The sequence below is a fragment of the Enterobacter sp. SLBN-59 genome (assembly GCF_024807915.1).
GTDB classification, from domain to species: Bacteria; Pseudomonadota; Gammaproteobacteria; order Enterobacterales; family Enterobacteriaceae; genus Enterobacter; species Enterobacter asburiae_B.
Window position 1 is genome coordinate 4,424,106 of record NZ_JANUFI010000001.1, and the last position, 23,408, is coordinate 4,447,513.

General features: G+C 59.8%; 21 protein-coding genes. 14 read left to right on the plus strand and 7 right to left on the minus strand.

Features of this window, described 5'->3' with window-relative positions; genetic code table 11:
* The first annotated feature begins 24 nt into the window (after positions 1–24).
* Both nuoM and nuoN read left to right on the plus strand, forming a co-directional pair.
* Complete coding sequence (gene nuoM / locus M2422_RS21095; protein ID WP_023312532.1) at positions 25–1,554, plus strand: NADH-quinone oxidoreductase subunit M; 1,530 nt, start codon at positions 25–27, stop codon at positions 1,552–1,554.
* Positions 1,555–1,560: 6 nt separating this feature from the next.
* Positions 1,561–3,018, plus strand: coding sequence for an NADH-quinone oxidoreductase subunit NuoN (gene nuoN / locus M2422_RS21100; RefSeq protein ID WP_023312531.1), 1,458 nt, complete (start codon positions 1,561–1,563; stop codon positions 3,016–3,018).
* 198 nt (positions 3,019–3,216) lie between these two features.
* On the opposite strand, the gene M2422_RS21105 is transcribed toward nuoN, so the two are convergent.
* Both M2422_RS21105 and rbn read right to left on the minus strand, forming a co-directional pair.
* Positions 3,217–4,221: a chemotaxis protein gene (locus tag M2422_RS21105; protein ID WP_033146077.1), complete on the minus strand. Its 1,005-nt coding sequence runs from the start codon at positions 4,219–4,221 to the stop codon at positions 3,217–3,219.
* A 64-nt stretch (positions 4,222–4,285) separates the two neighbouring features.
* The gene (gene rbn, locus M2422_RS21110; RefSeq protein WP_064672885.1) at positions 4,286–5,203 is read right to left on the minus strand and encodes a ribonuclease BN; all 918 of its coding nucleotides are present in this window, start codon (positions 5,201–5,203) and stop codon (positions 4,286–4,288) included.
* 71 nt (positions 5,204–5,274) lie between these two features.
* Here rbn and M2422_RS21115 point away from each other — a divergent pair, with 71 nt between their 5' ends.
* From M2422_RS21115 to M2422_RS21160, 10 genes are all read left to right on the plus strand, one after another.
* Entirely contained in the window at positions 5,275–5,736 is a 462-nt protein-coding gene (locus M2422_RS21115) for a GNAT family N-acetyltransferase (protein WP_064672884.1), read from the plus strand.
* Positions 5,737–5,789: 53 nt separating this feature from the next.
* Positions 5,790–6,095 (plus strand): stress response protein ElaB, encoded by a 306-nt coding sequence (gene elaB / locus M2422_RS21120; protein ID WP_008500219.1) that lies wholly within the window; start codon positions 5,790–5,792, stop codon positions 6,093–6,095.
* 86 nt (positions 6,096–6,181) lie between these two features.
* Positions 6,182–7,477, plus strand: a complete 1,296-nt coding sequence (gene menF / locus M2422_RS21125) for an isochorismate synthase MenF (protein WP_259142280.1) — start codon at positions 6,182–6,184, stop codon at positions 7,475–7,477.
* Between the two features lie 88 nt (positions 7,478–7,565).
* Positions 7,566–9,236: a 2-succinyl-5-enolpyruvyl-6-hydroxy-3-cyclohexene-1-carboxylic-acid synthase gene (gene menD / locus M2422_RS21130; protein WP_248202540.1), complete on the plus strand. Its 1,671-nt coding sequence runs from the start codon at positions 7,566–7,568 to the stop codon at positions 9,234–9,236.
* On the plus strand, positions 9,233–10,009 hold the full coding sequence (gene menH, locus M2422_RS21135; protein ID WP_064672881.1) for a 2-succinyl-6-hydroxy-2,4-cyclohexadiene-1-carboxylate synthase: 777 nt from the start codon (positions 9,233–9,235) through the stop codon (positions 10,007–10,009). Before menD ends, menH begins: the two co-directional genes overlap by 4 nt.
* Positions 10,006–10,863: a 1,4-dihydroxy-2-naphthoyl-CoA synthase gene (gene menB / locus M2422_RS21140; RefSeq protein WP_023312524.1), complete on the plus strand. Its 858-nt coding sequence runs from the start codon at positions 10,006–10,008 to the stop codon at positions 10,861–10,863. The genes menH and menB overlap by 4 nt, the downstream gene beginning before the upstream one ends.
* Positions 10,863–11,828 carry an o-succinylbenzoate synthase gene (menC, locus tag M2422_RS21145; RefSeq protein WP_064672880.1) on the plus strand — a complete coding sequence of 322 codons (966 nt, stop codon included), beginning with the start codon at positions 10,863–10,865 and terminating at the stop codon, positions 11,826–11,828. Before menB ends, menC begins: the two co-directional genes overlap by 1 nt.
* Positions 11,825–13,186 (plus strand): o-succinylbenzoate--CoA ligase, encoded by a 1,362-nt coding sequence (menE, locus tag M2422_RS21150; protein ID WP_064672879.1) that lies wholly within the window; start codon positions 11,825–11,827, stop codon positions 13,184–13,186. Before menC ends, menE begins: the two co-directional genes overlap by 4 nt.
* A gap of 124 nt (positions 13,187–13,310) precedes the next feature.
* Entirely contained in the window at positions 13,311–13,850 is a 540-nt protein-coding gene (locus M2422_RS21155; RefSeq protein ID WP_045354282.1) for a YfaZ family outer membrane protein, read from the plus strand.
* Between the two features lie 93 nt (positions 13,851–13,943).
* A complete protein-coding gene (locus M2422_RS21160) occupies positions 13,944–15,143 on the plus strand; it encodes a nicotinamide mononucleotide deamidase-related protein YfaY (RefSeq protein WP_064672878.1) in 1,200 nt (399 codons plus the stop codon).
* A 33-nt stretch (positions 15,144–15,176) separates the two neighbouring features.
* Here the strand turns inward: M2422_RS21160 and glpC are convergent, their stop codons facing one another.
* From glpC to glpA, 3 genes are read right to left on the minus strand one after another with little or no spacing between them, the layout of a single operon-like run.
* Positions 15,177–16,367: an anaerobic glycerol-3-phosphate dehydrogenase subunit GlpC gene (gene glpC, locus M2422_RS21165; protein WP_064672877.1), complete on the minus strand. Its 1,191-nt coding sequence runs from the start codon at positions 16,365–16,367 to the stop codon at positions 15,177–15,179.
* Positions 16,364–17,581 (minus strand): glycerol-3-phosphate dehydrogenase subunit GlpB, encoded by a 1,218-nt coding sequence (glpB, locus tag M2422_RS21170; protein WP_064672876.1) that lies wholly within the window; start codon positions 17,579–17,581, stop codon positions 16,364–16,366. Before glpB ends, glpC begins: the two co-directional genes overlap by 4 nt.
* Positions 17,571–19,199, minus strand: a complete 1,629-nt coding sequence (gene glpA / locus M2422_RS21175) for an anaerobic glycerol-3-phosphate dehydrogenase subunit A (RefSeq protein WP_064672875.1) — start codon at positions 19,197–19,199, stop codon at positions 17,571–17,573. Before glpA ends, glpB begins: the two co-directional genes overlap by 11 nt.
* A 252-nt stretch (positions 19,200–19,451) precedes the next feature.
* On the opposite strand from glpA, the gene glpT reads away from it, so the two are divergent.
* Both glpT and glpQ read left to right on the plus strand, forming a co-directional pair.
* Positions 19,452–20,804, plus strand: coding sequence for a glycerol-3-phosphate transporter (gene glpT / locus M2422_RS21180; protein ID WP_045888627.1), 1,353 nt, complete (start codon positions 19,452–19,454; stop codon positions 20,802–20,804).
* 11 nt (positions 20,805–20,815) lie between these two features.
* Positions 20,816–21,874: a glycerophosphodiester phosphodiesterase gene (gene glpQ / locus M2422_RS21185; RefSeq protein ID WP_064672874.1), complete on the plus strand. Its 1,059-nt coding sequence runs from the start codon at positions 20,816–20,818 to the stop codon at positions 21,872–21,874.
* A 105-nt stretch (positions 21,875–21,979) separates the two neighbouring features.
* Here the strand turns inward: glpQ and yfaE are convergent, their stop codons facing one another.
* Complete coding sequence (yfaE, locus tag M2422_RS21190) at positions 21,980–22,234, minus strand: class I ribonucleotide reductase maintenance protein YfaE (protein ID WP_023294104.1); 255 nt, start codon at positions 22,232–22,234, stop codon at positions 21,980–21,982.
* A complete protein-coding gene (gene nrdB / locus M2422_RS21195; RefSeq protein ID WP_023312514.1) occupies positions 22,234–23,364 on the minus strand; it encodes a class Ia ribonucleoside-diphosphate reductase subunit beta in 1,131 nt (376 codons plus the stop codon). The genes yfaE and nrdB overlap by 1 nt, the downstream gene beginning before the upstream one ends.
* Between the last annotated feature and the right edge of the window lie 44 nt (positions 23,365–23,408).

The following is a 23,408-nucleotide window of genomic DNA, read 5'->3' on the forward strand; positions in this document are numbered from 1 at the left end:
CTTTAACAAGGAATAAAAATCGCCATGTTACTACCCTGGCTAATATTAATTCCCTTCATCGGCGGCTTCCTGTGCTGGCAGACCGAACGCTTTGGCGTGAAGATGCCGCGCTGGATCGCGCTGATCACCATGGGATTGACGCTCGCGCTTGGCCTGCAACTGTGGTTGCAGGGCGGTTACTCACTGACCCAGTCTGCGGGCATTCCGCAGTGGCAGTCTGAGTTCATCCTGCCGTGGATCCCGCGTTTCGGCATTACGATCCACCTGGCGATTGACGGTCTGTCGCTGCTGATGGTGGTGCTGACCGGTCTGCTCGGCGTTCTGGCGGTACTTTGCTCCTGGCGAGAAATCGAAAAATACCAGGGCTTCTTCCACCTGAACCTGATGTGGATCCTGGGCGGCGTGATCGGCGTGTTCCTTGCCATCGACATGTTCCTGTTCTTCTTCTTCTGGGAGATGATGCTGGTGCCGATGTACTTCCTGATCGCGCTGTGGGGCCACAAGGCGTCCGACGGTAAAACGCGTATCACGGCGGCAACCAAGTTCTTCATCTATACCCAGGCGAGTGGTCTGGTGATGCTGATTGCCATTCTGGCGCTGGTGTTTGTTCACCACAACGCCACCGGTACCTGGACCTTCAACTACGAAGATCTGCTGAAGACGCCAATGTCCCACGGCGTTGAATACCTGCTGATGCTGGGCTTCTTCATCGCGTTCGCGGTGAAAATGCCGGTCGTTCCGCTGCACGGCTGGCTGCCAGACGCGCACTCTCAGGCACCAACGGCGGGTTCCGTTGACCTGGCGGGCATCTTGCTGAAAACGGCGGCCTACGGTCTGCTGCGTTTCGCACTGCCGCTGTTCCCGAATGCCTCCGCTGAGTTCGCACCGATTGCCATGTGGCTGGGTGTGATCGGTATCTTCTACGGTGCCTGGATGGCCTTCACGCAGTACGACATCAAGCGTCTGATTGCCTACACCTCCGTTTCCCACATGGGCTTCGTGCTGATTGCTATCTACACCGGCAGCCAGCTGGCGTACCAGGGCGCGGTGATCCAGATGATTGCGCACGGTCTGTCCGCAGCCGGCCTCTTCATCCTGTGTGGCCAGCTGTACGAACGTCTGCATACCCGCGACATGCGCATGATGGGCGGTCTGTGGAGCAAAATTAAGTGGCTGCCAGCGCTGTCTATGTTCTTCGCGGTTGCTACCCTGGGGATGCCGGGTACCGGTAACTTCGTCGGCGAATTTATGATTCTGTTCGGCAGCTTCAAAGTGGTACCGGTGATTACCGTGATCTCCACCTTTGGTCTGGTGTTCGCTTCCGTGTACTCGCTGGCGATGCTGCACCGCGCTTACTTCGGTAAAGCGAAGAGCGAAATTGCTGCACAAGAACTGCCGGGGATGTCGCTGCGTGAGCTGTTCATCATCCTGCTGCTGGTCGTACTGCTGGTGCTGCTGGGCTTCTTCCCGCAGCCGATTCTGGATACCTCGCATAGCGCGATGGGTAACATCCAGCAGTGGTTTGTTAATTCTGCTTCTACTACAAGGCCGTAATTCGCCATGACAATAACTCCACAACAACTGATCGCGCTGCTACCGCTGCTGATCGTCGGATTGACGGTGGTGGTTGTGATGCTCTCCATTGCGTGGCGACGCAATCACTTCCTGAATGCCACGCTGTCGGTCATCGGCCTGAACGCCGCGTTAGTCTCTCTCTGGTTTGTTGGCCAGGGTGGGGCAATGGACGTCACCCCGCTGATGCGCGTTGACGGTTACGCCATGCTGTATACCGGTCTGGTGCTGCTGGCGAGCCTGGCAACCTGTACCTTTGCGTACCCGTGGCTCGAAGGCTACAACGACAACAAAGAAGAGTTTTACCTGCTGGTTCTGATTGCCGCGCTGGGCGGCATTCTGCTGGCGAATGCGAACCACCTGGCCGCGCTGTTCCTCGGTATTGAGCTGATCTCTCTGCCGCTGTTCGGCCTGATTGGTTACGCCTTCCGTCAGAAGCGCTCTCTGGAAGCAAGCATCAAGTACACCATTCTGTCTGCTGCTGCGTCCTCGTTCCTGCTGTTTGGTATTGCGCTGCTGTACGCACAGTCCGGTAATCTCTCCTTCATGGCGCTCGGCAAGAGCCTCGGTGACGGCATGCTGCATGAGCCGCTGCTGCTGGCGGGTCTGGGCATGATGATTGTTGGTCTCGGCTTTAAACTCTCTCTGGTGCCGTTCCACCTGTGGACGCCAGACGTATACCAGGGTGCTCCGGCTCCGGTGTCGACCTTCCTGGCGACGGCGAGCAAAATCGCTATCTTCGGTGTGGTCATGCGTCTGTTCCTGTACGCGCCTGTGGGTGACAGCGAAGCGGTTCGCGTGGTGCTGGGCATTATCGCGTTCGTCTCCATCATCTTCGGTAACCTGATGGCGCTGAGCCAGACCAATATCAAGCGACTGCTGGGCTACTCGTCAATCTCTCATCTGGGCTACCTGATGGTGGCGCTGATTGCGCTGCAGAGCGGCGAGATGTCGATGGAAACCGTGGGCGTGTATCTGGCCGGTTACCTGTTCAGCAGCCTCGGCGCCTTCGGCGTGGTGAGCCTGATGTCCAGCCCGTACCGTGGCCCGGATGCCGATTCACTGTTCTCCTACCGTGGTCTGTTCTGGCATCGTCCGATCCTGTCCGCGGTAATGACCGTGATGATGCTCTCTCTGGCAGGTATCCCGATGACGCTTGGCTTCATCGGTAAGTTCTACGTGCTGGCCGTCGGTGTGCAGGCGCACCTGTGGTGGCTGACCGCGGGCGTGGTTATCGGCTCCGCGATTGGTCTCTACTACTACCTGCGCGTTGCCGTGAGCCTGTACCTGAGCGCGCCTCAGCAGCTCAACCGTGATGCCCCAACCAACTGGCAGTACAGCGCCGGGGGTATCGTCGTGCTTATCTCCGCACTGCTGGTGCTGATCTTCGGTATCTATCCGCAGCCGCTGATTGATATCGTGCAGCGAGCGATGCCGCTGATGTAAGGTGAAAGCAAAAAGGCAACGAAAGTTGCCTTTTTTAATGTTTGCGCCCTCTCCCAGTGGGAGAGGGATGGGGTGAGGGCACCAGCCCGCACGTAACGAAAAAACCCGCCTCGGCGGGTTTTTTTATGGTTTGCCCAGCGGCGCTACGCTTGCAGGGCCTACGGGTTTTGTAGGTCGGGTAAGCGTAGCGCCACCCGACTAAGCCAGCTGCTTCCGGCTAATCAACGGCCCGTCAATCTTCTTCATCGAGCGGTCCAGCACTTCCTCAATCACCGACGACAGCTCGTTCAGTTCAAACTTCGCGACGTACCCGTCCGCCTTCACCTTGCGAATATGATCTTCGTTGGCGTTGCCGGACAGGGAAGAGTGGATGACCACCGGAATGTCCTTCAATATCGGGTCGGTTTTGATTTTGCGCGTCAGCGTAAAACCGTCCATCTCCGGCATTTCGAGGTCGGTCAGCACCAGAGCGATCTTATCGGTGATGGGAACCCCTTCAGCCTGGGCCTGCGCCGCCAGCACGCCGATTTTTTCCCACGCGTCTTTGCCGGTGATATGCAGCTGTGCCGGGATCTCCATGGCCTGCAGACCTTTTTCCAGCATCGAGCGCGCCACTTTGGAGTCTTCCGCGACGATGGCGACAGCGCCCGGCTTGATATGGAATTTGGTGGTCTTCAGGTTCGTGGCGTGCAGATCGTGATTGGCCGGGGTGATGTCATACAGGATCTGCTCAACGTCCAGCACCATCGCCAGATCGTTGGTATCGGTCTTCTCGTCAAGACACGCAATGCTGGTGATGTAGCGACCGCTGACGGCGGTTTCCGCCGCATGCACCTGCTTCCAGTCCAGACGCATGATGTTCTCAACCGATTCCACGGCAAACGCCTGCACGCTGCGCGCATACTCGGTGATCAGCAGGATGTTCAGCCCGGTGGTGGGCTTACAGCCCGCCACGGCGGCCAGGTCAATCACCGGGATCACCTGATCGCGAATATTCACCATTCCCATCAGCGGTGACTTCATCCCGGCGGGTTTCGTGAACTCCGGCATCGGCACAATTTCACGCAGCTTAAAGACGTTAATGCCAAACAGCTCGGATTTATTTTCGTTCAGAGAGGTGCCAAGACGGAACAGCAACAGTTCAAAACGGTTCGACAGGGTCAGATTCGCCCTGTCATCAATATCTTTCTGGAAATTATCCATTCTACCCTCGAGAGAAATGCTGACCTTTTAATCGTTATCGGCATCCTCAGGGAAAAATGAAGGACTAAACGCTAACCTGAGCGAAATCTTCGGCCAGCTCACATTCCGGGAACAGCGCGCGGCACTCTGCCAGCAGGCTTGCGCATCCCCGCGCGTCGTAGCGCGAGCTGACGTGGGTGACGATGAGCCGCCCGACGCCCGCGTCACGGGCAAGCTGCGCCGCCTGACGCGTGGAGCTATGGCCCCGGCTGTTGGCTTTCTCTTCCATTGCCGTTTCAAGCGTCGCTTCATGCACCATGACGTCCACGCCCTGGGCCAGCGTGAGCGCCGCTGGGCACGGGGCCGTATCGCCAAAAATCGCCAGTTTTTTGCCGGGCTGCGGTGCGGCGAGATAATCCTGGCCGTTAATGACGCGTCCGTCCTCCAGCGTGACGGTCTCTCCGTGCTTCAGACGCTGGAACAGCGGCCCGGGTTTTACGCCGTCGGCCATCAGCGCGGCGGCATCCAGCGCGCCGGGTTTGTCATGCGCCTCAATGCGGTAGCCATAGCACTCCACAGGATGATTGAGCGGTTGAGCGGTAACCCGATAATCCCCGTCATCAAAAACCAGGCCTTCGGTAATCTCAACGACCTCCAGCGGATAATCTGTCCATGACCCGCTCAGGCGCAGCGTAGTTTCGACAAATTCACGAATACCCGCTGGCCCGTAAATCGTCAGCGGGTTGGCGTTACCGGCCATCGAGCGGCTGCACAGCAGGCCGGGAAGGCCAAACAGGTGGTCGCCATGTAGATGGGTGATAAAAATTTTATCCAGCTTGCCGGGGTGGTAAGCGGTGTGTAACAGCTGATGCTGCGTCCCTTCACCGCAGTCAAACAGCCACAGCCCGCCGCGGGTGGGATGCTTAAGATCCATCAGGATCGCCGTCACGTTTCGTGAGCGGGTTGGCACGCCAGCGGACGTACCCAGAAAAATCAGTTCCATAACGCAATCAGCCCTTTGCCGAACGGGGAGGTGTTTAGTATAACGTGATGAACCCCAGGAAGGAGACTGACATGATCCAGTGGCAAGATTTACATCATAGCGAACTCACCGTTCATTCACTTTATGCCCTGCTGAAGCTGCGCTGTGAAGTGTTTGTTGTGGAACAGACCTGCCCGTATCAGGACATCGATGGCGATGACCTTGTCGGTGAGAACCGCCATATCCTCGGCTGGCGGGATAACGAGCTGGTGGCGTATGCGAGGATTCTGAAAAGCGAAGACGATTTTGAGCCCGTCGTCATTGGCCGCGTCATCATTAGCGGCAAAGCGCGAGGGGAAAAACTGGGCTATCAGCTGATGGAAAAAACGCTGGAGGCGTGCCGGAAACAGTGGCCGGACAAGGCGTTATACCTCGGCGCGCAGGCGCATCTTCAATCCTTTTACGGGCACTTTGGCTTTGCGCCAGTGACGGAGGTATACGATGAAGATGGCATTCCGCACGTCGGCATGGCGCGAGAAGTGAAACAGGCGTAATGGCATCTCGTTGGCTATAGTTAGCGGACTGGTGTACTAACATGGAGAAAAATATGTCATTTCAATCCTGGGATACCCGTATCGACGACGACCTGGCCTTGCTGAGCGAAACGCTGGAAGAGGTGTTACGTTCCTCCGGCGACCCTGCCGATCAGAAATATATTGAGCTAAAAGCCCGTGCCGAGCAGGCGCTGCATGAAGTGAAAAACCGCGTCAGCCATGCGTCAGATACTTACTACTACCGTGCCAAAAAAGCGGTGTATCGTGCCGATGATTACGTGCATGAAAAACCGTGGCAGGGTATTGGGGTGGGTGCTGCCGTTGGGCTGGTGCTGGGGCTGCTGTTAGCCCGTCGTTAAGCCGCTTAACCACTCCCTATACGTGGGTACTGCTATTTATGGCCAGTACCCCGTATAATACGAGGTTTTAACAGGGAGAGGTTCGCGTGAATTCGATTTTCCTCGCGCTGGAGCAACTGCGTACCCAGCTATCGCAAGCGTTACCCGCAGCACCCGGCATACGTCATTTCGACGTCTCTTTCCCGTTAAACGACGCCTTCGATCCCCTCGCCTGGCTGGGCGAGCAGCAGTGTTATCCACAGTTTTACTGGCAGCAGCGTAACGGCGATGAAGAGCTGGCCGCGCTGGGGGCGGTCAACCAATTTTCCTCTCTGGCATTAGCCTCGCAGTTTTTGCGCGAGCAAAATGCGGCGCAAGATACTCGCATCTGCGGCCTGAACGCCTTTAATCCCGAACAGGGGAGCCTCTTTTTACCGCGACTGCTCTGGCGACGTACCGCCGGCCACGCCACGCTGCGCCTGCAGCTCTGGAGCGACCGCTCGCTTGTGGAGGATGCCCGCGTCGCGCAGGATTTTTTACAGCGGCTCCGTCCTGCGAGATCTATCCGTCCGCTCTCCGTGCATGTTGAGCACGAAACCCATCAGCCGCAGCAGGCCGAATGGCTGAAGCTTATCCGCAGGGCGACGGAGACCATCGCGCGCGGTGATTTTGAAAAGGTTGTGCTCGCCCGGGCAAGCGATCTGCAGTTCACACAGCGCGTTAACCCTGTCGCGCTGATGGCCGCCAGCCGCGCCCTCAATTTACATTGCTATCATTTCTGCATGGTATTCGACGCCCGCAACGCGTTTCTCGGCTCTACGCCCGAGCGTCTCTGGCGGCGGCGCGGCAAGCTGCTGCGCACGGAAGCGCTCGCGGGAACCGTCGCCAGCCATACCGATGATAGCCAGGCGCAGCGTCTCGGCGAGTGGCTGCTGAACGATGATAAAAACCAGCGCGAAAATATGCTGGTGGTGGAAGATATCTGCCAGCGTCTTCGGCACTCTACGCAGACGCTTGAGGTACTGCCGCCCCAGGTGGTACGCCTGCGTAAGGTGCAGCATTTGCGCCGCTGTATCTGGACCGAGCTGAAACAGGCCGACGACGAGCAGTGTCTGCTCATGTTACAGCCGACCGCGGCCGTTGCCGGATTACCCCGACAGCCCGCGCGCGAGTTCATCCAGAAGGTTGAACCCTTTAACCGCGAGTGGTATGCCGGTTCGGCCGGGTACTTATCCCCCGAACAGAGTGAGTTCTGCGTGGCGCTGCGCTCCGCGCGCGTTCAGGAGGACTCCCTGCGGCTCTACGCCGGTGCCGGTATTGTCAGCGGGTCTGACCCGGAGCAGGAGTGGCAGGAGATTGAAAATAAAGCCGCCGGATTGCGCTCTCTGCTCCTAAGGGATTAATACAGATTCGCGCAATCCCGATTCATATCAAAATTCCAATTTTTTCTATTATTTATACTGTGTCGCATTCTTGATACCGGACAATCTCATGTCAGTAAGTTCTTTTAACCGACGCTGGGCGGCGGTGATCCTTGAAGCCCTGACGCGCCATGGCGTCAGGCACGTGTGTATTGCACCGGGTTCTCGCTCAACGCCGCTGACGCTGGCGGCCGCAGAAAACCGGGCGTTGATTTACCACACCCACTTTGATGAACGCGGCCTCGGCCATCTGGCGCTGGGTCTGGCGAAAGTCAGCAAAGAACCTGTGGCGGTGATCGTCACCTCCGGTACCGCCGTGGCGAACCTCTATCCGGCCCTGATAGAAGCCGGGTTAACGGGTGAAAGACTGATCTTACTGACGGCCGATCGTCCCCCTGAGCTTATCGACTGCGGCGCCAATCAGGCCATTCGCCAGCCGGGGCTCTTTTCTTCGCATCCTTCGCAGACGATTTCGTTACCGCGTCCCACCCAGGATATTCCGGCAAGCTGGCTGGTCTCCACTGTCGATCACGCCATGGAGACGCTGCGCAGCGGGGCGCTGCATATCAACTGCCCGTTTGCCGAGCCGCTCTACGGCGAGCTGGACGACACCGGTCTTGACTGGCAGCAGTCCCTCGGCGACTGGTGGCTGAGTGAAAAACCGTGGCTGCGCGAGCAGACGCATCTTGAGAGCGCGAAACAGCGCGACTGGTTCTTCTGGCGGCAGAAGCGCGGCGTGGTGATTGCCGGGCGCATGAGCGCCGCCGAAGGCAAGCTGGTCGCCGAATGGGCGCAAACCCTCGGCTGGCCGCTGATTGGCGACGTGCTTTCCCAGACCGGTCAGCCGCTGCCGTGCGCCGACCTCTGGCTGGGTAATGCGAAAGCGGTCACCGAACTGGCGCAGGCGCAGATTGTGGTCCAGCTTGGATCGAGTTTGACCGGCAAACGGTTACTGCAGTGGCAGGCCACCTGCACGCCGGAAGAGTACTGGCTGGTGGATTCGCTGGAAGGACGGCTTGACCCGGCGCACCACCGCGGCCGTCGTCTGGTCAGCAGTATCGACGCCTGGCTGACGCTTCATCCGGCTGAGAAACGCAAGCCCTGGGCGGTGGCTATACCGGACCTTTCGCGCCAGGCGTGGGAACTGACCAAAGCGCACTGCGAAGCGTTTAGCGAAGCTGGGCTGGCGCACCGCATTCGCCAGTACCTGCCTGAACAGGGGCAGCTGTTTGTCGGCAACAGCCTCGTCGTGCGGCTGATTGACGCTTTCTCGAAGCTGCCCGCGGGCTACCCGGTGTACAGCAACCGCGGTGCCAGCGGCATCGACGGGCTGATCTCCACGGCGGCGGGCGTGCAGCGCGCCAGCGCGAAATCGACGCTGGCGATCGTGGGCGATCTCTCCGCGCTCTACGATCTCAACGCGCTGGCGCTGCTGCGTCAGGCGTCAGCCCCGTTTGTGCTGATTGTGGTCAACAACAACGGCGGGCAGATTTTCTCCCTGTTGCCAACGCCGCAGAGCGAGCGCGAGCGCTTCTATCTGATGCCGCAGAACGTGCAGTTCGAACACGCCGCGGCGATGTTTAGCCTGAAATACCATCGCCCGGAAAGCTGGGAACAGTTGGACGCGGCGTTAAGCAGCGCCTGGAAACAGCCGGGCGCGACGCTGATTGAGCTGGTGGTGAACGAGGCTGACGGTGCCCAGGCTCTGCAAAGCCTGCTGGCGCAGGTGAGCCAGCTGTGATCCTCTCTGGCGTGCAGCAGGCTGGCAAACCCGGCTATCCCTGGCTGGTCTTTTTGCACGGTTTTTCAGGCGACCGCCGCGAGTGGCAGAGGGTCGGTGAAGGGCTCAGCGATTATCCCCGGCTGTATCTGGATTTGCCGGGTCACGGTGGATCCCGGAATCTGGGCGTGACGGGGTTTGACGAGATGAGCACGTTGCTCACCCGAACCCTTCTTAGTTACAACATACTTAAATTCTGGCTCATCGGGTACTCCCTCGGCGGCCGCATTGCGATGTTCCATGCTTGCCAGCAGCCGAAGGGGCTGCTCGGGGTGATTGTTGAAGGTGGACATCCGGGCCTGCAGGATGCCGATGCGCGAAATGCGCGGCTGGCGTCCGACCGCCGCTGGGCAACGCGTTTTCGCACCGAACCGCTGGAGAAGGTGTTCGCTGACTGGTACCAACAGCCCGTGTTCGCCTCCCTCACGGACGCCCAGCGCGATGCGCTTATTACCCTGCGAAGCCAGAACAACGGCGCGACGCTGGCGATGATGCTTGAGACGACCTCGCTGGCCGTGCAGCCTGACCTGCGTGCCGCGCTTAGCGCACGCGATTTCTCTTTTGACTATCTCTATGGCGAACGGGATGAGAAGTTCGCGGCCCTTGCCGCGGAAGTGAACGCCGTTCGCCATGCCATTCCAGACGCCGGACACAACGCCCACCGGGAAAACCCCGATGCGGTTATCGCGAGTCTGGCTCAGATACTGCGTTATCGAATAAAGGACACTCTATGATCTACCCTGATGAAAACATGCTTTACGCCCCGGTTGAATGGCAGGACTGCTCCGAAGGCTACACCGACATTCGCTACCACAAATCTACCGACGGCATTGCCAAAATCACCATCAACCGTCCGCAGGTGCGTAACGCCTTCCGTCCGTTGACCGTGAAAGAGATGATTCAGGCTCTGGCGGATGCGCGCTACGACGATAACATCGGCGTGATTGTCCTGACCGGCGAAGGCGATAAAGCGTTCTGCTCCGGCGGCGATCAGAAAGTGCGCGGCGACTACGGCGGATACCAGGACGATGCGGGTACCCACCACCTGAACGTCCTCGATTTCCAGCGTCAGATCCGCACGTGTCCGAAACCGGTAGTGGCGATGGTAGCGGGCTACTCCATCGGCGGCGGTCACGTGCTGCACATGATGTGCGATCTGACCATCGCCGCAGAAAATGCCATCTTCGGCCAGACCGGTCCGAAAGTGGGATCCTTCGACGGCGGCTGGGGCGCCTCGTACATGGCGCGCATCGTCGGGCAGAAAAAAGCCCGTGAAATCTGGTTCCTGTGCCGTCAGTACAACGCTCAGGAAGCGCTGGATATGGGCCTGGTGAATACCGTGGTTCCGATTGCCGATCTCGAAAAAGAGACCGTTCGCTGGTGCCGCGAAATGCTGCAAAACAGCCCGATGGCGCTGCGCTGCCTCAAAGCCGCTCTCAACGCCGACTGTGACGGTCAGGCGGGTCTGCAGGAGCTGGCGGGCAATGCCACCATGCTGTTCTACATGACCGAAGAGGGTCAGGAAGGGCGCAACGCGTTTAACGAAAAACGCCAGCCGGACTTCAGCAAATACAAACGGAACCCGTAATGCGTCGCGCGCAGGTTTACCGCTGGCAGATACCGATGGACGCGGGCGTGGTGCTGCGTGAACGGCGGTTAAAAACCCGTGACGGTTTCTTCGTGCATCTGCAGCAGGACGAGCGGGAAGGCTGGGGCGAAATTTCGCCGCTGCCGGGCTTTAGCCTGGAGTCGCTGGATGACGCGCAGTTTGTATTGCTGGCGTGGGCAGACGCGTGGCGTGAGGGCGCGGATCCGGCGTTGCCGGACGTGCCTTCCGCGGCTTTTGGCATCAGCTGCGCGCTGGCGGAGCTCGACGGCTGCCTGCCTGAAGAGGCTAACTACCGCGCGGCACCGCTCTGTACGGGCGATCCTGACGAGCTGTTCGCGCTGCTCACCGCCATGCCGGGCGAGAAAGTGGCGAAAATTAAAGTCGGTCTTTACGAAGCGGTGCGCGACGGCATGGTCGCCAACCTGCTGCTGGAGGCGATCCCCGACCTTCATCTGCGTCTGGACGCTAACCGCGCCTGGACGCCGCTCAAGGCGCAGCAGTTTGCAAAGTACGTCAACCCGGCGTACCGCAGCCGCATTGCCTTCCTCGAAGAACCGTGCAAAACCCGCGACGATTCGCGCGCGTTCGCCCGCGAAACGGGGATTGCCATCGCCTGGGATGAAAGCCTGCGCGAGGACGATTTTGAATTTGTCGCCGAGCCCGGCGTCAGCGCGGTAGTGATTAAACCAACGCTGACCGGCAGCCTGGCGAAGGTGCGAGAGCAGGTCGCGGCAGCGCATGCCTCACGGCTGACGGCGGTCATCAGCTCGTCGATTGAGTCCAGCCTTGGGCTGACCCAGCTGGCGCGCATTGCCGCCTGGCTAACGCCGGATACGATCCCTGGCCTCGACACGCTGAACCTGATGCAGGCTCAGCTTATCCGCAGGTGGCCGGACAGCGCGCTGCCGTGCCTCAACGTCGCGGCGCTGGAGCCGTTGTTATGAGTTTTACCGACTGGCCGTGGCGGCACTGGCGCGCGCAGTTTGCTGATAAACCGGCCCTCAGGCTGAACGACGAGGTGCTCAGCTGGCAACAGCTGTGCGCCCGCGTCGACCGTCTTGCGGCAGAGTTTCACCTGCAGGGCGTGGAGGAGGGCGACGGCGTGCTGCTGCTGGCCCATAATCATCCGCAAACCCTTCTGGCGTGGCTGGCGCTGCTCCAGTGCGGGGCGCGCATTCTTCCCGTCAATCCGCAGCTGCCGCGCCCGCTGCTGGACGTGTTGCTCCCGCAGATGACGCTGCGCTTTGCGCTGGTGCTGGACGGTACCTGCGACGGTCTTCCTGCCCTGAGCATGCGCGAGCGCGCGGGGGAATATCGCGTTGCGTGGCAGCCGGCGCGGCTGGCGTCCATGACGCTGACCTCCGGCTCTACCGGGCTGCCGAAAGCGGCGGTGCATACCTGCGACGCCCATCTCGCCAGCGCGCGCGGCGTGCTGGCGCTGATGCCCTACGGCGAAGACGACGACTGGCTGCTTTCGCTGCCGCTGTTTCACGTTTCCGGCCAGGGGATTTTATGGCGCTGGCTGCAGGCCGGCGCGCGGTTAACCGTGCGCGAGAAACAGCCGCTGGCGCAGGCTTTGCGCGGCTGTACGCACGCTTCGCTGGTACCGACCCAGCTCTGGCGCCTGCTTAATACCCGTCAGCCTGTCGCACTGAAAGCGGTGCTGCTGGGCGGGGCCGCCATCCCTGTTGACTTGACGCAGCAGGCGCGCGAGCAGGGTATTCACACCTTCTGCGGCTACGGCCTGACCGAGTTTGCCTCTACCGTCTGCGCGAAAGCGGCGGACGGCGAGCCGGACGTAGGCTATGCGCTGCCGGGCAGAGAGGTGCAGGTGGTTGACGGTGAAGTCTGGATCCGGGCAGAGAGTATGGCCTCAGGCTACTGGCGGAACGGCGAATTGGTTCCGCTGACCAACGCGCAGGGATGGTTCGCTACCCGCGATCGCGGGGAATGGCATGACGGCCGCCTGACGATCCTGGGCCGCATGGACAACCTCTTTTTTAGCGGCGGAGAAGGGATCCAGCCGGAAAGCCTTGAGCGCGTTATCGCCCGCCATCCGCAGATTAACCAGGTGTTTATCGTCCCGCTGGACGACGCCGAGTTTGGACAGCGTCCGGTGGCGGTGGTGGAGTGCGAGCCGGGAACGGATATCACCTGTTTACCTGACTGGGTCAGGGATAAGGTGGCGCGTTTTGAACAACCCGTCCGCTGGCTGCTGTTGCCGACCGAACTCAAAAATGGCGGCATTAAAGTCTCGCGCCGCGCGTTGCAGCAGTGGGTGAACGCTTCGCTGAAGGGATAATAGCCGTTTCAAATAATTACAATCTACTGACCTGCCGCACGCAGAGTGCTTGATCCCCGGGAGACTCCGGTTAAAATCTCGCGGTTTTGGGACTTCTTTATAATAATTGTGCGGGATCACGACAATGAAAAAAGTGGCATTCGTGGGCTTCGGCCTGATGGTTGTATCTGCGGCGGCTAACGCCATCAGCATTAACGGCTCGGCGGGTCAGGATTATACCCACCTGGGCTTTGGCATGGGTACCGAGACTTCCGGTCTGGCAATGACCGGCGGCTGGACGCATAACGATGACGACGGCGACGCGGCGAGCCTCGGCCTGGGTCTGAACGTTCCTCTTGGCCCGTTCCTGGCCACCGTCGGCGGTAAAGGTATCTACACCAACCCAAATGACGGTGACGAAGGGTACGCGGCGGCAGTGGGCGGCGGCCTGCAGTGGAAAATTGGCGACAGCTTCGGCCTGTTTGGTGAGTACTACTATTCGCCGGACTCCCTCTCAAGCGGTATCGAAAGCTATGAAGAGGCCAACGCCGGCGCGCGCTGGACCATCATGCGTCCGATTACCATCGAAGCGGGCTATCGCTATCTGAACCTGGCCGGCAAAGACGGCAACCGCGACAACGCGCTGGCCGACGGCCCGTACGTGGGCGTCAGCGCAGGCTTCTAATCACTCCGGCGCGGCGTTCTGTCGCGCCAGTTTCTCTCTTCTCCACCCCGCGTTTGCGCTATAGTGTTTTGACCAAATAAGCGGGAGAACATAATGATTAACGTGGAGATGTTATCCACCGGCGACGAAGTGCTGCATGGACAAATTATTGATACCAATGCTGCCTGGCTTGCCGATCTTTTCTTTGAGCAAGGATTACCGTTAACGCGCCGCAATACGGTGGGCGACAATCTTGAGTCGCTGGTCGCTATTCTGCGCGAGCGCAGCGAACACTGTGACGTGCTGATTGTGAATGGCGGACTCGGCCCCACCGGTGACGATCTCAGCGCGCTGGCCGCCGCGACCGCAAAAGGCGAAGGGCTGGTGCTGCACGAGGCGTGGCTTTCGCAGATGGAGCGCTTTTTCTCCGAACGTGGTCGCGTCATGGCCCCCAGCAACCGCAAACAGGCTGAAATTCCCGCCAGCGCCGAGCTGGTCGATAACCCGGTGGGTACCGCGTGCGGGTTTGCCATGCAGCTGAACCGCTGCCTGATGTTCTTCACGCCGGGCGTGCCCTCAGAATTTAAAGTGATGGTCGAGCAGCAAATCCTGCCGCGCCTTCGCGATCGTTTTACCCTGCCTGAACCGCCGCTGTGCCTGCGTCTGACCACCTTTGGCCGCTCGGAAAGCGATCTGGCCCAGAGCCTTGACCCTCTCCCGCTGCCGCCGGGCGTCTCCATGGGCTACCGCTCCTCCATGCCGATCATTGAGCTCAAGCTGACAGGTCCGGCCGAACAGAAAGAGGCGATGCTGGCCCTGTGGCCCGAGGTGCAGCGCGTGGCGGGCGAAAGCCTGATCTTTGAAGGGACGGAAGGGCTGCCCACGCAGATTGCGACGCATCTGCAGTCGCGTCAGCTGAGCGTGACCTTAAGCGAGCAGTTCACCGGTGGCCTGCTGGCGCTGCAGCTGTCGCGCGTCAACGCGCCGCTGCTGGCCAGCGAAGTGGTGCCGTTCCAGCAGGAGACCCTGGCGCAGACCGCCCGCTGGGCTTCCGAGAGAAGGGTGAAGCATTTTGCCGGTCTGGCGCTGTTTGTCGGGGGGCTGGATGAGGAACACCTTAACTTCGCGCTGGCGACGCCGGAAGGCACCTGGGCCCTGCGGGTAAAAATGAGCATTACCCGCCACAGCCTGGCGGTGCGTCAGGAGGTTTGCGCCATGATGGCGTTGAACATGCTGCGCCGCTGGCTGAATGGCAAAGAGGTTGCCAGCGAGCACGGCTGGATTAACGTTGTCGAGTCGCTGTTCGTGGAGTAAAACCTTGGCCGGGGCGTTTCGCCCCGGCCGTGTTCAGCCCAGCGCCTTCGCCAGCAGGGTGACTGGATGTTCGCAGCGCTTGCTGGTGGACATCTCAATCTGCCACTTGCAGGTTTCGCAGTCCGTTACCACGATATCCGCGCCGCTCTCTTCAATCTGACGGAACAGCGGGGCGCCAATCGCCTGCGACGTTTCGTAGTTTTCACGCTTAAAGCCGTAGGTTCCCGCAATCCCGCAGCAGCGCGAATCCAGCACCGTCAGCTCCAGGCCCGGAATTAACCGCAGCAGCTCAAGCGTATAGAGCGACCAGCCCATTTTCTCCATATGACACGGCGTGTGATACACCACTTTCAGGGGCAATTTCCCCAGCGGCAACGTCTGCCCGCTATCGAGCTTGCGCCACAGGAAGCGTGTCGCCAGCTCGATGTGCCCGCGCAGGCCGGTATTATCCACGTCCAGCAGATGCGGGTACTCATCGCGCAGGGTGAAGGTACAGGTGGACGAGGTCGCCAGCACCGGAATACCTTTATCGACAATCGCTTCGCGCAGTGACGTGACATTGCTCTGAGCCTGCCTGCGCGCTTTATCGGTAAACCCGTTGGCGATCAGCGGTACGCCGCAGCACTTCTCTTTGTTCAGTAGCTGAACGCCCGTTCCCATGGCGTTCATCACCTTCAGCAGATCTTTGCCCAGCTGCGGGTGGTTGTAGTTCACATAGCAGCCGTGGAAAAAGGCCACCTGGTCGGCGTACTGCGCCTGCTCCGCCGCGACGGATTTGTACCAGCGGCGGAAGGTGCCGTGAGAATATTTCGGCAGGCTGCGGTGATGGTCTATCTTCAGCGTGGCATCCAGCAGCTGGCGCACCGGTTTGAGAGAGGTCGCGGCATTCACGATGGGGGCAAAGGGCGTCGAGACGCTGCCCATCAGGTCGGTGTGGCTCAGAATAGCGTCACGCAGCGTCGGCTTTTGCGTGCTGTAGCGCGCCCGGGCGCGCTGGATGATATCGCCGATTTTCACATCCGACGGGCAGGCGACTTCGCAGCGTTTGCAGTTAATGCAGTATTTCAGCGCCTCGTCGTACAGCTTGCCGTCCTTCAGCCGCAGACGCTCGCCGTCCGGCCCGGCCTGCTTTGGTCCGGGATAGCGTGGGTTCACGCCGCTCACCGGGCAGACGGTGGTACACACCGTGCATTTAATGCAGCTTTCAAAACGGGTGTCGTTCATTGTTCAGCCTCCGTGCGCTGGCTAATCTGCTCTGCCACATACAGCGCCGTGACGGCGCAGACCCCGCCACCGCATCCCTGGGCAATCGGATCGTACCCGCCCAGCAGCGAGCCGATGGCAAAAAGATTACTGACGGGCTTACCTGAAAGTTGCGGATGTAGCTGGTTATCGACAATCACGCCGAACTGCTGCCAGGGTTGCGGCGAGAAGAAATCACTTTGATACCAGTCCGCGCGGGAGGCACGCTGGCGAACATCCAGCCCCATAATGGCTTCCCGGATCCCCTCCCGGCTGCTCAGCAGCCCGTTGCTGAAGAAGCTGCCGCTTGCCAGAACCGTAAAGCGCGCGCGAAGCGGAATATCGTCGTGGTTGCGCGTCCAGATTTCGCTCACCGCGCCGTCGGTCAGGGTGATTTTTTTCACCTCATCACCCGCCATCCACACGCCGCCCAGCGCGACAAACTGGCGCTGGAGCTGGGTGTGCAGGCGAATGCCGGGGACGGAAGGGGGCAGGGTTGGCAGCAGGCCGAGCGAGCAGGGCAGACGATCCGAGAGCCAGCGCCAGAGCCGGTTGTCGCGTAAACCAAAGCAGGCGGGCATCAGCAGGGCGTCACAGCTGTCGCTGAGGGGCCTGAGCGCGTCATACAGCAGCGGCCATTTGTCCTCGTTATCCAGAAAACGGGCGATATTCACCGCGCGAAACTCGCTCGGGTTGTCGCGCAGGACATCAAGCTCAGGCAGCTCTATCTCTGCCGTTTCGGCGTTAACGCCCTGGCGACAGAGCGACGCTGCCGCGAGATGGGGCTGAAAATCCAGAAAGCCGCTAATGCCCACGACCCGCACGCGCGCGGCATTGAAGGGAGCAACGGGCACTTCTTCCGGGCTGAGCCAGGCAGAGCGCAGGGTGCCGAGCGGCGTGACGCGCTGGTGATTGAGCCGGGCGCTTCCCTTCAGACGCGCGCCGCAGTCCGCCAGCAGCGCTTCGGCTTCCAGCGCAAAGCGGTCAATATGCTGGGCGCCAATCAGGTGATACGGATGCTCCGGCGGGAGCTTATCGCGGTACGCTTCGTCCACCAGATCCAGCGAGCCCGACGAGAAGTGCAGGGCGCTCTGGCCCCGGGTGATAATGGCGCAGCGCAGCCCCTGCTTCGTGAGCTTGATGCCGCAGAGCAGGCCTGCCAGCCCGCCGCCGACGATTACGGTATCAAATTTCATCGCGTTGCTCCTTCTCAAGACCGCAAAGCCCCTGGTAGACCCAGCGGGTAAATTCGCTTTCGCGCAGGGCATCGCCCCAGGCGACAGGCTGAATGCCTTTCCAGCGCTCGTTTAAAAAGGCGCTGAGCTGATCGAGCGACTGGGTGGCGGTGGTGGTATGAAAACGCTGCAGCAGCCCGGCGGCACGACAGGCGCACAGCTCGCCCTGACAGGTACCCATTCCCACGCGGGTGCGGCGACGAAGATCGAGCAGGCTTGTGACCGTCAGGCTCTCCACCGCGTACTGCACCTCACCGGCGGTGACGGCTTCGCACTCGCACACCAGGCTGCGGCTCAGGCGTCCTTCACCGAGCCACTGCGGCGTTCTGTCGCCGTGGCGGTAAATAGCGGATCCGCGCAGCGGCGCGGGCAGGGAGATAATTTTTTGCAGCGTTTTTTCGGTGGACTGCCGCGAGCCGGGCAGGGGGTGTTCTGCCGTCACGCACCGTTCGGTATTGCCCAGCTTGCGGCAGACGGCATCGGTCGCCCACTCGGCCATCAGGCGGTAGGTCATCAGCTTGCCGCCGGTGATGGTGATAAACCCGTCCATGCCGTCGCGTTCGGCGTGATCGAGCAGCACGATGCCCCGGCTGACGTTACGTCCGCTCGGGTCGTTGTCGCTGGCAACCAGCGGACGCACGCCCGCGTAGGCGCGCAGAATACGCGTCTGCGCCATCACCGGGGCCAGTTTTTCCCCTTCGCGCAGCAGGATGTCGACCTCTTCGGCGGTCACGCGGTTGTAGTCAATCTCGCTGTAGTCGACGTGGGTTGAGGTGGTACCGATTAACGAAATGGTGTCGCCCGGGACGAGGATATCGGCGTCGGACGGTTTGCGGCAGCGGTTGATCACGTGGTTATTGATGCGGTGGTCGAGGATCAGCAGCGAGCCTTTTGCCGGGAACATGCGTACCGACAGGTCCGCGTATTCCGCGATGCGCTGCCCCCAGATCCCCGCCGCGTTGACCACCACGGCGGCATACAGCTCGCTGTGTTCGTTGTACTGCGTATCAAGGATCCGCACGCCGCAGATGCGATGACCTTCCCGGATAAGCCCGGTCACTTCGTGCCCGGTCAGAATGTTCGCGCCAAGCTCGCGGGCGTCCAGCATATTGGCGGCGGTCAGGCGGAAGGGGTCAACGGTGCCGTCAGGCACTTTCACCGCGCCGATAAGCGCCGGGTTAACCGACGGTTCCAGCCGCCGCGCCAGCGCCGGGTCCATGGCCTCAGCCTGAATGCCCGCCGCAGTGCAGGCGGTAATAAAGGTGTCCTGAAAGGCGAGGTCATCTTCGGGAAGAGTAATAAAGAGGCCGTCGGTCGGCTCAATGCAGTGGCGGGCGATACGCTTGAGGATCTGGTTTTCAGCAATACATTCGCGTGCGGATTCACCGTCGGTAACCGCATACCGCGCGCCGCTGTGCAGCAAACCATGGTTACGCCCGGTTGCGCCCGTGGCGATATCGTGGCGCTCCAGCAGCGTGACGCTTAAGCCGCGAAGGGCGCAGTCGCGTGCGATCCCGGCGCCGGTTGCGCCACCGCCAATGATTATCACATCGCTGTAGCGAGGATCGTGAATGGTCATTGTTTACCCTCTATGTTCGTTTTTTTATCATTTAGCCATACCAATAGTGTGGTTTGTTTGATTTCGAACATAAACGCGCGAAATTCGAAAGTGGAACGTGATTTCATGCGCTTTTTTGCGCATTCTGTCATATTTCTGTAACAATCTGTGCGTTGATTCACAGTAACAATCACCGTGATTTCTTAACATCCCCGCCTCTGGAATTCAGGTGCGAGCCACCTGCCCATTCAATTCAAGGCCACGGAGGCTGTTATGCTCAGTATCTTCAAACCTGCGCCGCACAGGGCGCGTCTGCCAGAGGCAGAAATTGATCCGCTATACCGCCGTCTGCGCTGGCAAATTTTCCTGGGGATCTTCTTCGGGTACGCGGCGTACTACCTTGTACGTAAAAACTTCGCGCTCGCCATGCCGTATCTGGTGGAGCAGGGCTTCTCCCGCGGCGATCTGGGGTTCGCGCTGTCGGGGATCTCAATCGCCTACGGTTTTTCCAAATTCATCATGGGGTCGGTATCGGATCGCTCGAATCCGCGCGTGTTCCTGCCCGCCGGCCTGATCCTGGCGGCTGCGGTCATGCTGTTCATGGGCTTTGTGCCGTGGGCAACCTCCAGCATCGCCGTCATGTTCGTGCTGCTGTTCCTCTGCGGCTGGTTCCAGGGGATGGGGTGGCCGCCGTGCGGACGTACCATGGTGCACTGGTGGTCGCAGAAGGAACGCGGCGGTATCGTGTCGGTGTGGAACTGTGCGCATAACGTCGGTGGCGGTATTCCGCCGCTGCTGTTCCTGCTGGGGATGGCCTGGTTCAACGACTGGCACGCTGCGCTCTATATGCCTGCCTTTGGCGCCATCGTCGTGGCGATTATCGCCTTCGCGCTGATGCGCGATACGCCGCAATCCTGCGGCCTGCCGCCGATTGAAGAGTACAAAAACGACTATCCGGATGATTACAGCAAGGAGCACGAAGAAGAGCTGACCGCAAAACAGATCTTCATGAAGTACGTCCTGCCGAACAAGCTGCTGTGGTACATCGCGGTGGCGAACGTGTTCGTTTACCTGTTGCGCTACGGCATTCTGGACTGGTCCCCGACCTACCTGAAAGAGGTGAAGCACTTCGCGCTGGATAAGTCCTCCTGGGCCTATTTCCTGTATGAATATGCCGGGATCCCGGGCACGCTGCTTTGCGGCTGGATGTCGGACAAGGTGTTTAAAGGCAACCGCGGCGCGACGGGCGTGTTCTTTATGACCCTGGTCACCATCGCGACCGTCGTTTACTGGCTCAACCCGCCGGGCAACCCATCAGTAGACATGGCCTGCATGATCGTCATCGGCTTCCTGATTTACGGTCCGGTGATGCTGATCGGTCTGCACGCGCTGGAGCTGGCACCGAAAAAAGCGGCAGGCACGGCGGCAGGCTTTACCGGTCTGTTCGGTTACCTGGGCGGTTCGGTCGCGGCGAGCGCCATCGTGGGCTACACCGTTGACTTCTTCGGCTGGGACGGCGGGTTTATGGTGATGATCGGCGGCAGCGTGCTGGCGGTACTGCTGCTCATTGTGGTCATGATCGGTGAGAAACGTCACCACGCGGAAGTGCTGGCGCGTCGTCAATAAGGAGCATTGCGATGAAATTATCTTACGTAACAACCGGCCTGCTGCTGGCGGGCCTGATGACAGGCTCCGCGCTGGCGGCGGATAAAATCGTTATCGCCCACCGCGGCGCCAGCGGCTATCTGCCGGAGCATACGCTCCCGGCGAAAGCGATGGCCTATGCCCAGGGCGCGGATTATCTGGAGCAGGATCTGGTAATGACCAAGGACGACCAGCTGGTCGTCCTGCATGACCACTATCTGGACCGCGTGACGGACGTGGCGGAGCGTTTCCCGGACCGCGCGCGCAAAGATGGTCGCTACTACGCCATTGATTTCACGCTGGCGGAGATCCGTTCCCTGAAGTTTACCGAAGGCTTTGAGATTGAAAACGGCAAGAAGGTGCAGGTCTATCCGGGACGTTTCCCGATGGGCAAATCTGACTTCCGGATCCATACCTTCCAGGAAGAGATTGAGTTTGTTCAGGGGCTGAACCACTCAACCGGTAAAAATATCGGCATCTACCCGGAGATCAAAGCGCCGTGGTTCCACCATCAGGAAGGCAAAGACATTGCCGCGAAGACGCTGGAGGTGCTGAAACAGTACGGCTACACCAGCAAGAAGGACAAAGTCTACCTGCAGTGTTTTGACGCCGCCGAGCTGAAGCGCATCAAAACCGAGCTGGAGCCGAAGATGGGGATGAACCTCAATCTGGTGCAGCTGATTGCCTATACCGACTGGAATGAAACCCAGGAGAAGCAGCCGGACGGCAAGTGGGTGAACTACAGCTACGACTGGATGTTTAAGCCGGGCGCGATGAAGCAGATTGCGCAGTACGCCGACGGCATCGGGCCGGATTACCACATGCTGGTGGCGGAAGGCTCAGCGCCGGGCCACGTGAAGCTGACGGCGATGGTGAAAGAGGCGCACGCCAGCAGGATGCAGGTGCATCCGTATACCGTGCGTGCAGACCAGCTGCCGCCGTATGCCACGGACGTGAATCAGCTTTATGAGGTGTTGTATAACCAGGCGGGCGTGGACGGACTGTTTACGGATTTCCCGGATAAAGCGGTCGAATTCGTTCACCGGAAGTAGGTTTGGCAGGTCGGGTAAGGCGAAGCCGCCACCCGACAATCAGGCTCTGCGGCCTGATACCCTCACCCTAACCCTCTCCCACCGGGAGAGGGGATAAGGACAACATCACATCTCGATCTCGATATCGCCTTTTGCCCGGCAGCAGCAGGGCAAAATTTCCCCTTCGTTGATAAAGGCCAGCGGCTCGGTCAGCCAGTCCACCTGGCCGGCGACCAGACGGCAGCGGCAGGAGCCGCAGTAGCCGGAACGACACTGGTACTCTACTTCTACCTGATGCGCCTCAAGCGCCACCAGCAGAGAAGGGTGCTCCTCCCGACACAGTACCTCAGTGCCGGAAAGACGTAGCGTGACGCGTGACATCAGAGCTGGAAGTTGCTCAGGTCGTCGGTGTTGACTTCAGAATCAATCTGACCGACCAGATAAGAGCTGACTTCCACTTCCTGCGGCGCAACCTGCACGTTATCGGACACCAGCCAGGTGTTGATCCACGGAATCGGGTTAGAGCGCGTCTGGAACGGCAGGTCAAGACCGACAGCCTGCATGCGGATGTTGGTGATGTACTCAACGTACTGGCACAGAATGTCTTTGTTCAGGCCAATCATGGAGCCGTCGCGGAACAGGTAGTCTGCCCACTCTTTCTCCTGCTGAGCCGCCAGCACGAACAGGTCGTAGCACTCCTGCTTGCACTCTTCGGCAATTTCCGCCATCTCCGGATCGTCCGTCCCGCTGCGCAGCAGGTTCAGCATGTGCTGGGTACCGGTCAGGTGCAGGGCTTCATCGCGGGCGATCAGACGAATGATTTTGGCGTTGCCTTCCATCAGCTTGCGCTCTGCAAAGGCGAAGGAGCATGCGAAGCTCACGTAGAAGCGGATCGCTTCCAGCGCGTTAACGCTCATCAGGCACAGGTACAGCTGTTTTTTCAGCGCGCGCAGGTTCACGGTGATGGTTTTACCGTTCACGTTGTGCGTACCTTCGCCCAGCAAATGCCAGTAGCTGGTCATCTCGATCAGCTCGTCGTAGTAGTGGGCAATGCCTTCCGCGCGCTTCTGGATCTGCTCGTTGGTGACGATATCGTCAAACACCACCGCCGGATCGTTCACGATGTTGCGGATGATGTGGGTGTAAGAGCGGGAGTGGATCGTCTCGGAAAACGCCCAGGTTTCCACCCAGGTTTCCAGCTCAGGAATGGAGATCAGAGGCAGCAGCGCCACGTTCGGGCTACGACCCTGAATGGAGTCCAGCAGCGTCTGGTACTTTAGGTTGCTGATGAAGATATGTTTTTCGTGATCCGGCAGCGACTGGTAGTCAATACGGTCGCGGGAGACGTCCACTTCTTCCGGGCGCCAGAAGAAGGAGAGTTGCTTTTCAATCAGCTTTTCGAAGATGTCATATTTTTGCTGATCGTAGCGTGCCACGTTGACCGGCTGGCCGAAGAACATCGGCTCTTTGAGCTGGTCGTTTTTCGTCTGTGAAAAGGTGGTATATGCCATGAGTGTGTCCTGTCTTACGAAATAAAGGCGGGGATATCCCCGCC

What these genes read in the sequence shown, in the direction of transcription:
- M2422_RS21160 (WP_064672878.1), top strand. Translation starts at nt 13,944, where the DNA reads ATGATTAACGTGGAGATGTTATCCACCGGCGACGAAGTGCTGCATGGA.
- glpB (WP_064672876.1), bottom strand. Translation starts at nt 17,581, where the DNA reads ATGAAATTTGATACCGTAATCGTCGGCGGCGGGCTGGCAGGCCTGCTC.
- nrdB (WP_023312514.1), bottom strand. Translation starts at nt 23,364, where the DNA reads ATGGCATATACCACCTTTTCACAGACGAAAAACGACCAGCTCAAAGAG.
- M2422_RS21115 (WP_064672884.1), top strand. Translation starts at nt 5,275, where the DNA reads ATGATCCAGTGGCAAGATTTACATCATAGCGAACTCACCGTTCATTCA.
- menD (WP_248202540.1), top strand. Translation starts at nt 7,566, where the DNA reads ATGTCAGTAAGTTCTTTTAACCGACGCTGGGCGGCGGTGATCCTTGAA.
- yfaE (WP_023294104.1), bottom strand. Translation starts at nt 22,234, where the DNA reads ATGTCACGCGTCACGCTACGTCTTTCCGGCACTGAGGTACTGTGTCGG.
- M2422_RS21155 (WP_045354282.1), top strand. Translation starts at nt 13,311, where the DNA reads ATGAAAAAAGTGGCATTCGTGGGCTTCGGCCTGATGGTTGTATCTGCG.
- rbn (WP_064672885.1), bottom strand. Translation starts at nt 5,203, where the DNA reads ATGGAACTGATTTTTCTGGGTACGTCCGCTGGCGTGCCAACCCGCTCA.
- glpA (WP_064672875.1), bottom strand. Translation starts at nt 19,199, where the DNA reads ATGACCATTCACGATCCTCGCTACAGCGATGTGATAATCATTGGCGGT.
- glpT (WP_045888627.1), top strand. Translation starts at nt 19,452, where the DNA reads ATGCTCAGTATCTTCAAACCTGCGCCGCACAGGGCGCGTCTGCCAGAG.
- nuoN (WP_023312531.1), top strand. Translation starts at nt 1,561, where the DNA reads ATGACAATAACTCCACAACAACTGATCGCGCTGCTACCGCTGCTGATC.
- menC (WP_064672880.1), top strand. Translation starts at nt 10,863, where the DNA reads ATGCGTCGCGCGCAGGTTTACCGCTGGCAGATACCGATGGACGCGGGC.
- menE (WP_064672879.1), top strand. Translation starts at nt 11,825, where the DNA reads ATGAGTTTTACCGACTGGCCGTGGCGGCACTGGCGCGCGCAGTTTGCT.
- glpC (WP_064672877.1), bottom strand. Translation starts at nt 16,367, where the DNA reads ATGAACGACACCCGTTTTGAAAGCTGCATTAAATGCACGGTGTGTACC.
- elaB (WP_008500219.1), top strand. Translation starts at nt 5,790, where the DNA reads ATGTCATTTCAATCCTGGGATACCCGTATCGACGACGACCTGGCCTTG.
- M2422_RS21105 (WP_033146077.1), bottom strand. Translation starts at nt 4,221, where the DNA reads ATGGATAATTTCCAGAAAGATATTGATGACAGGGCGAATCTGACCCTG.
- menB (WP_023312524.1), top strand. Translation starts at nt 10,006, where the DNA reads ATGATCTACCCTGATGAAAACATGCTTTACGCCCCGGTTGAATGGCAG.
- nuoM (WP_023312532.1), top strand. Translation starts at nt 25, where the DNA reads ATGTTACTACCCTGGCTAATATTAATTCCCTTCATCGGCGGCTTCCTG.
- glpQ (WP_064672874.1), top strand. Translation starts at nt 20,816, where the DNA reads ATGAAATTATCTTACGTAACAACCGGCCTGCTGCTGGCGGGCCTGATG.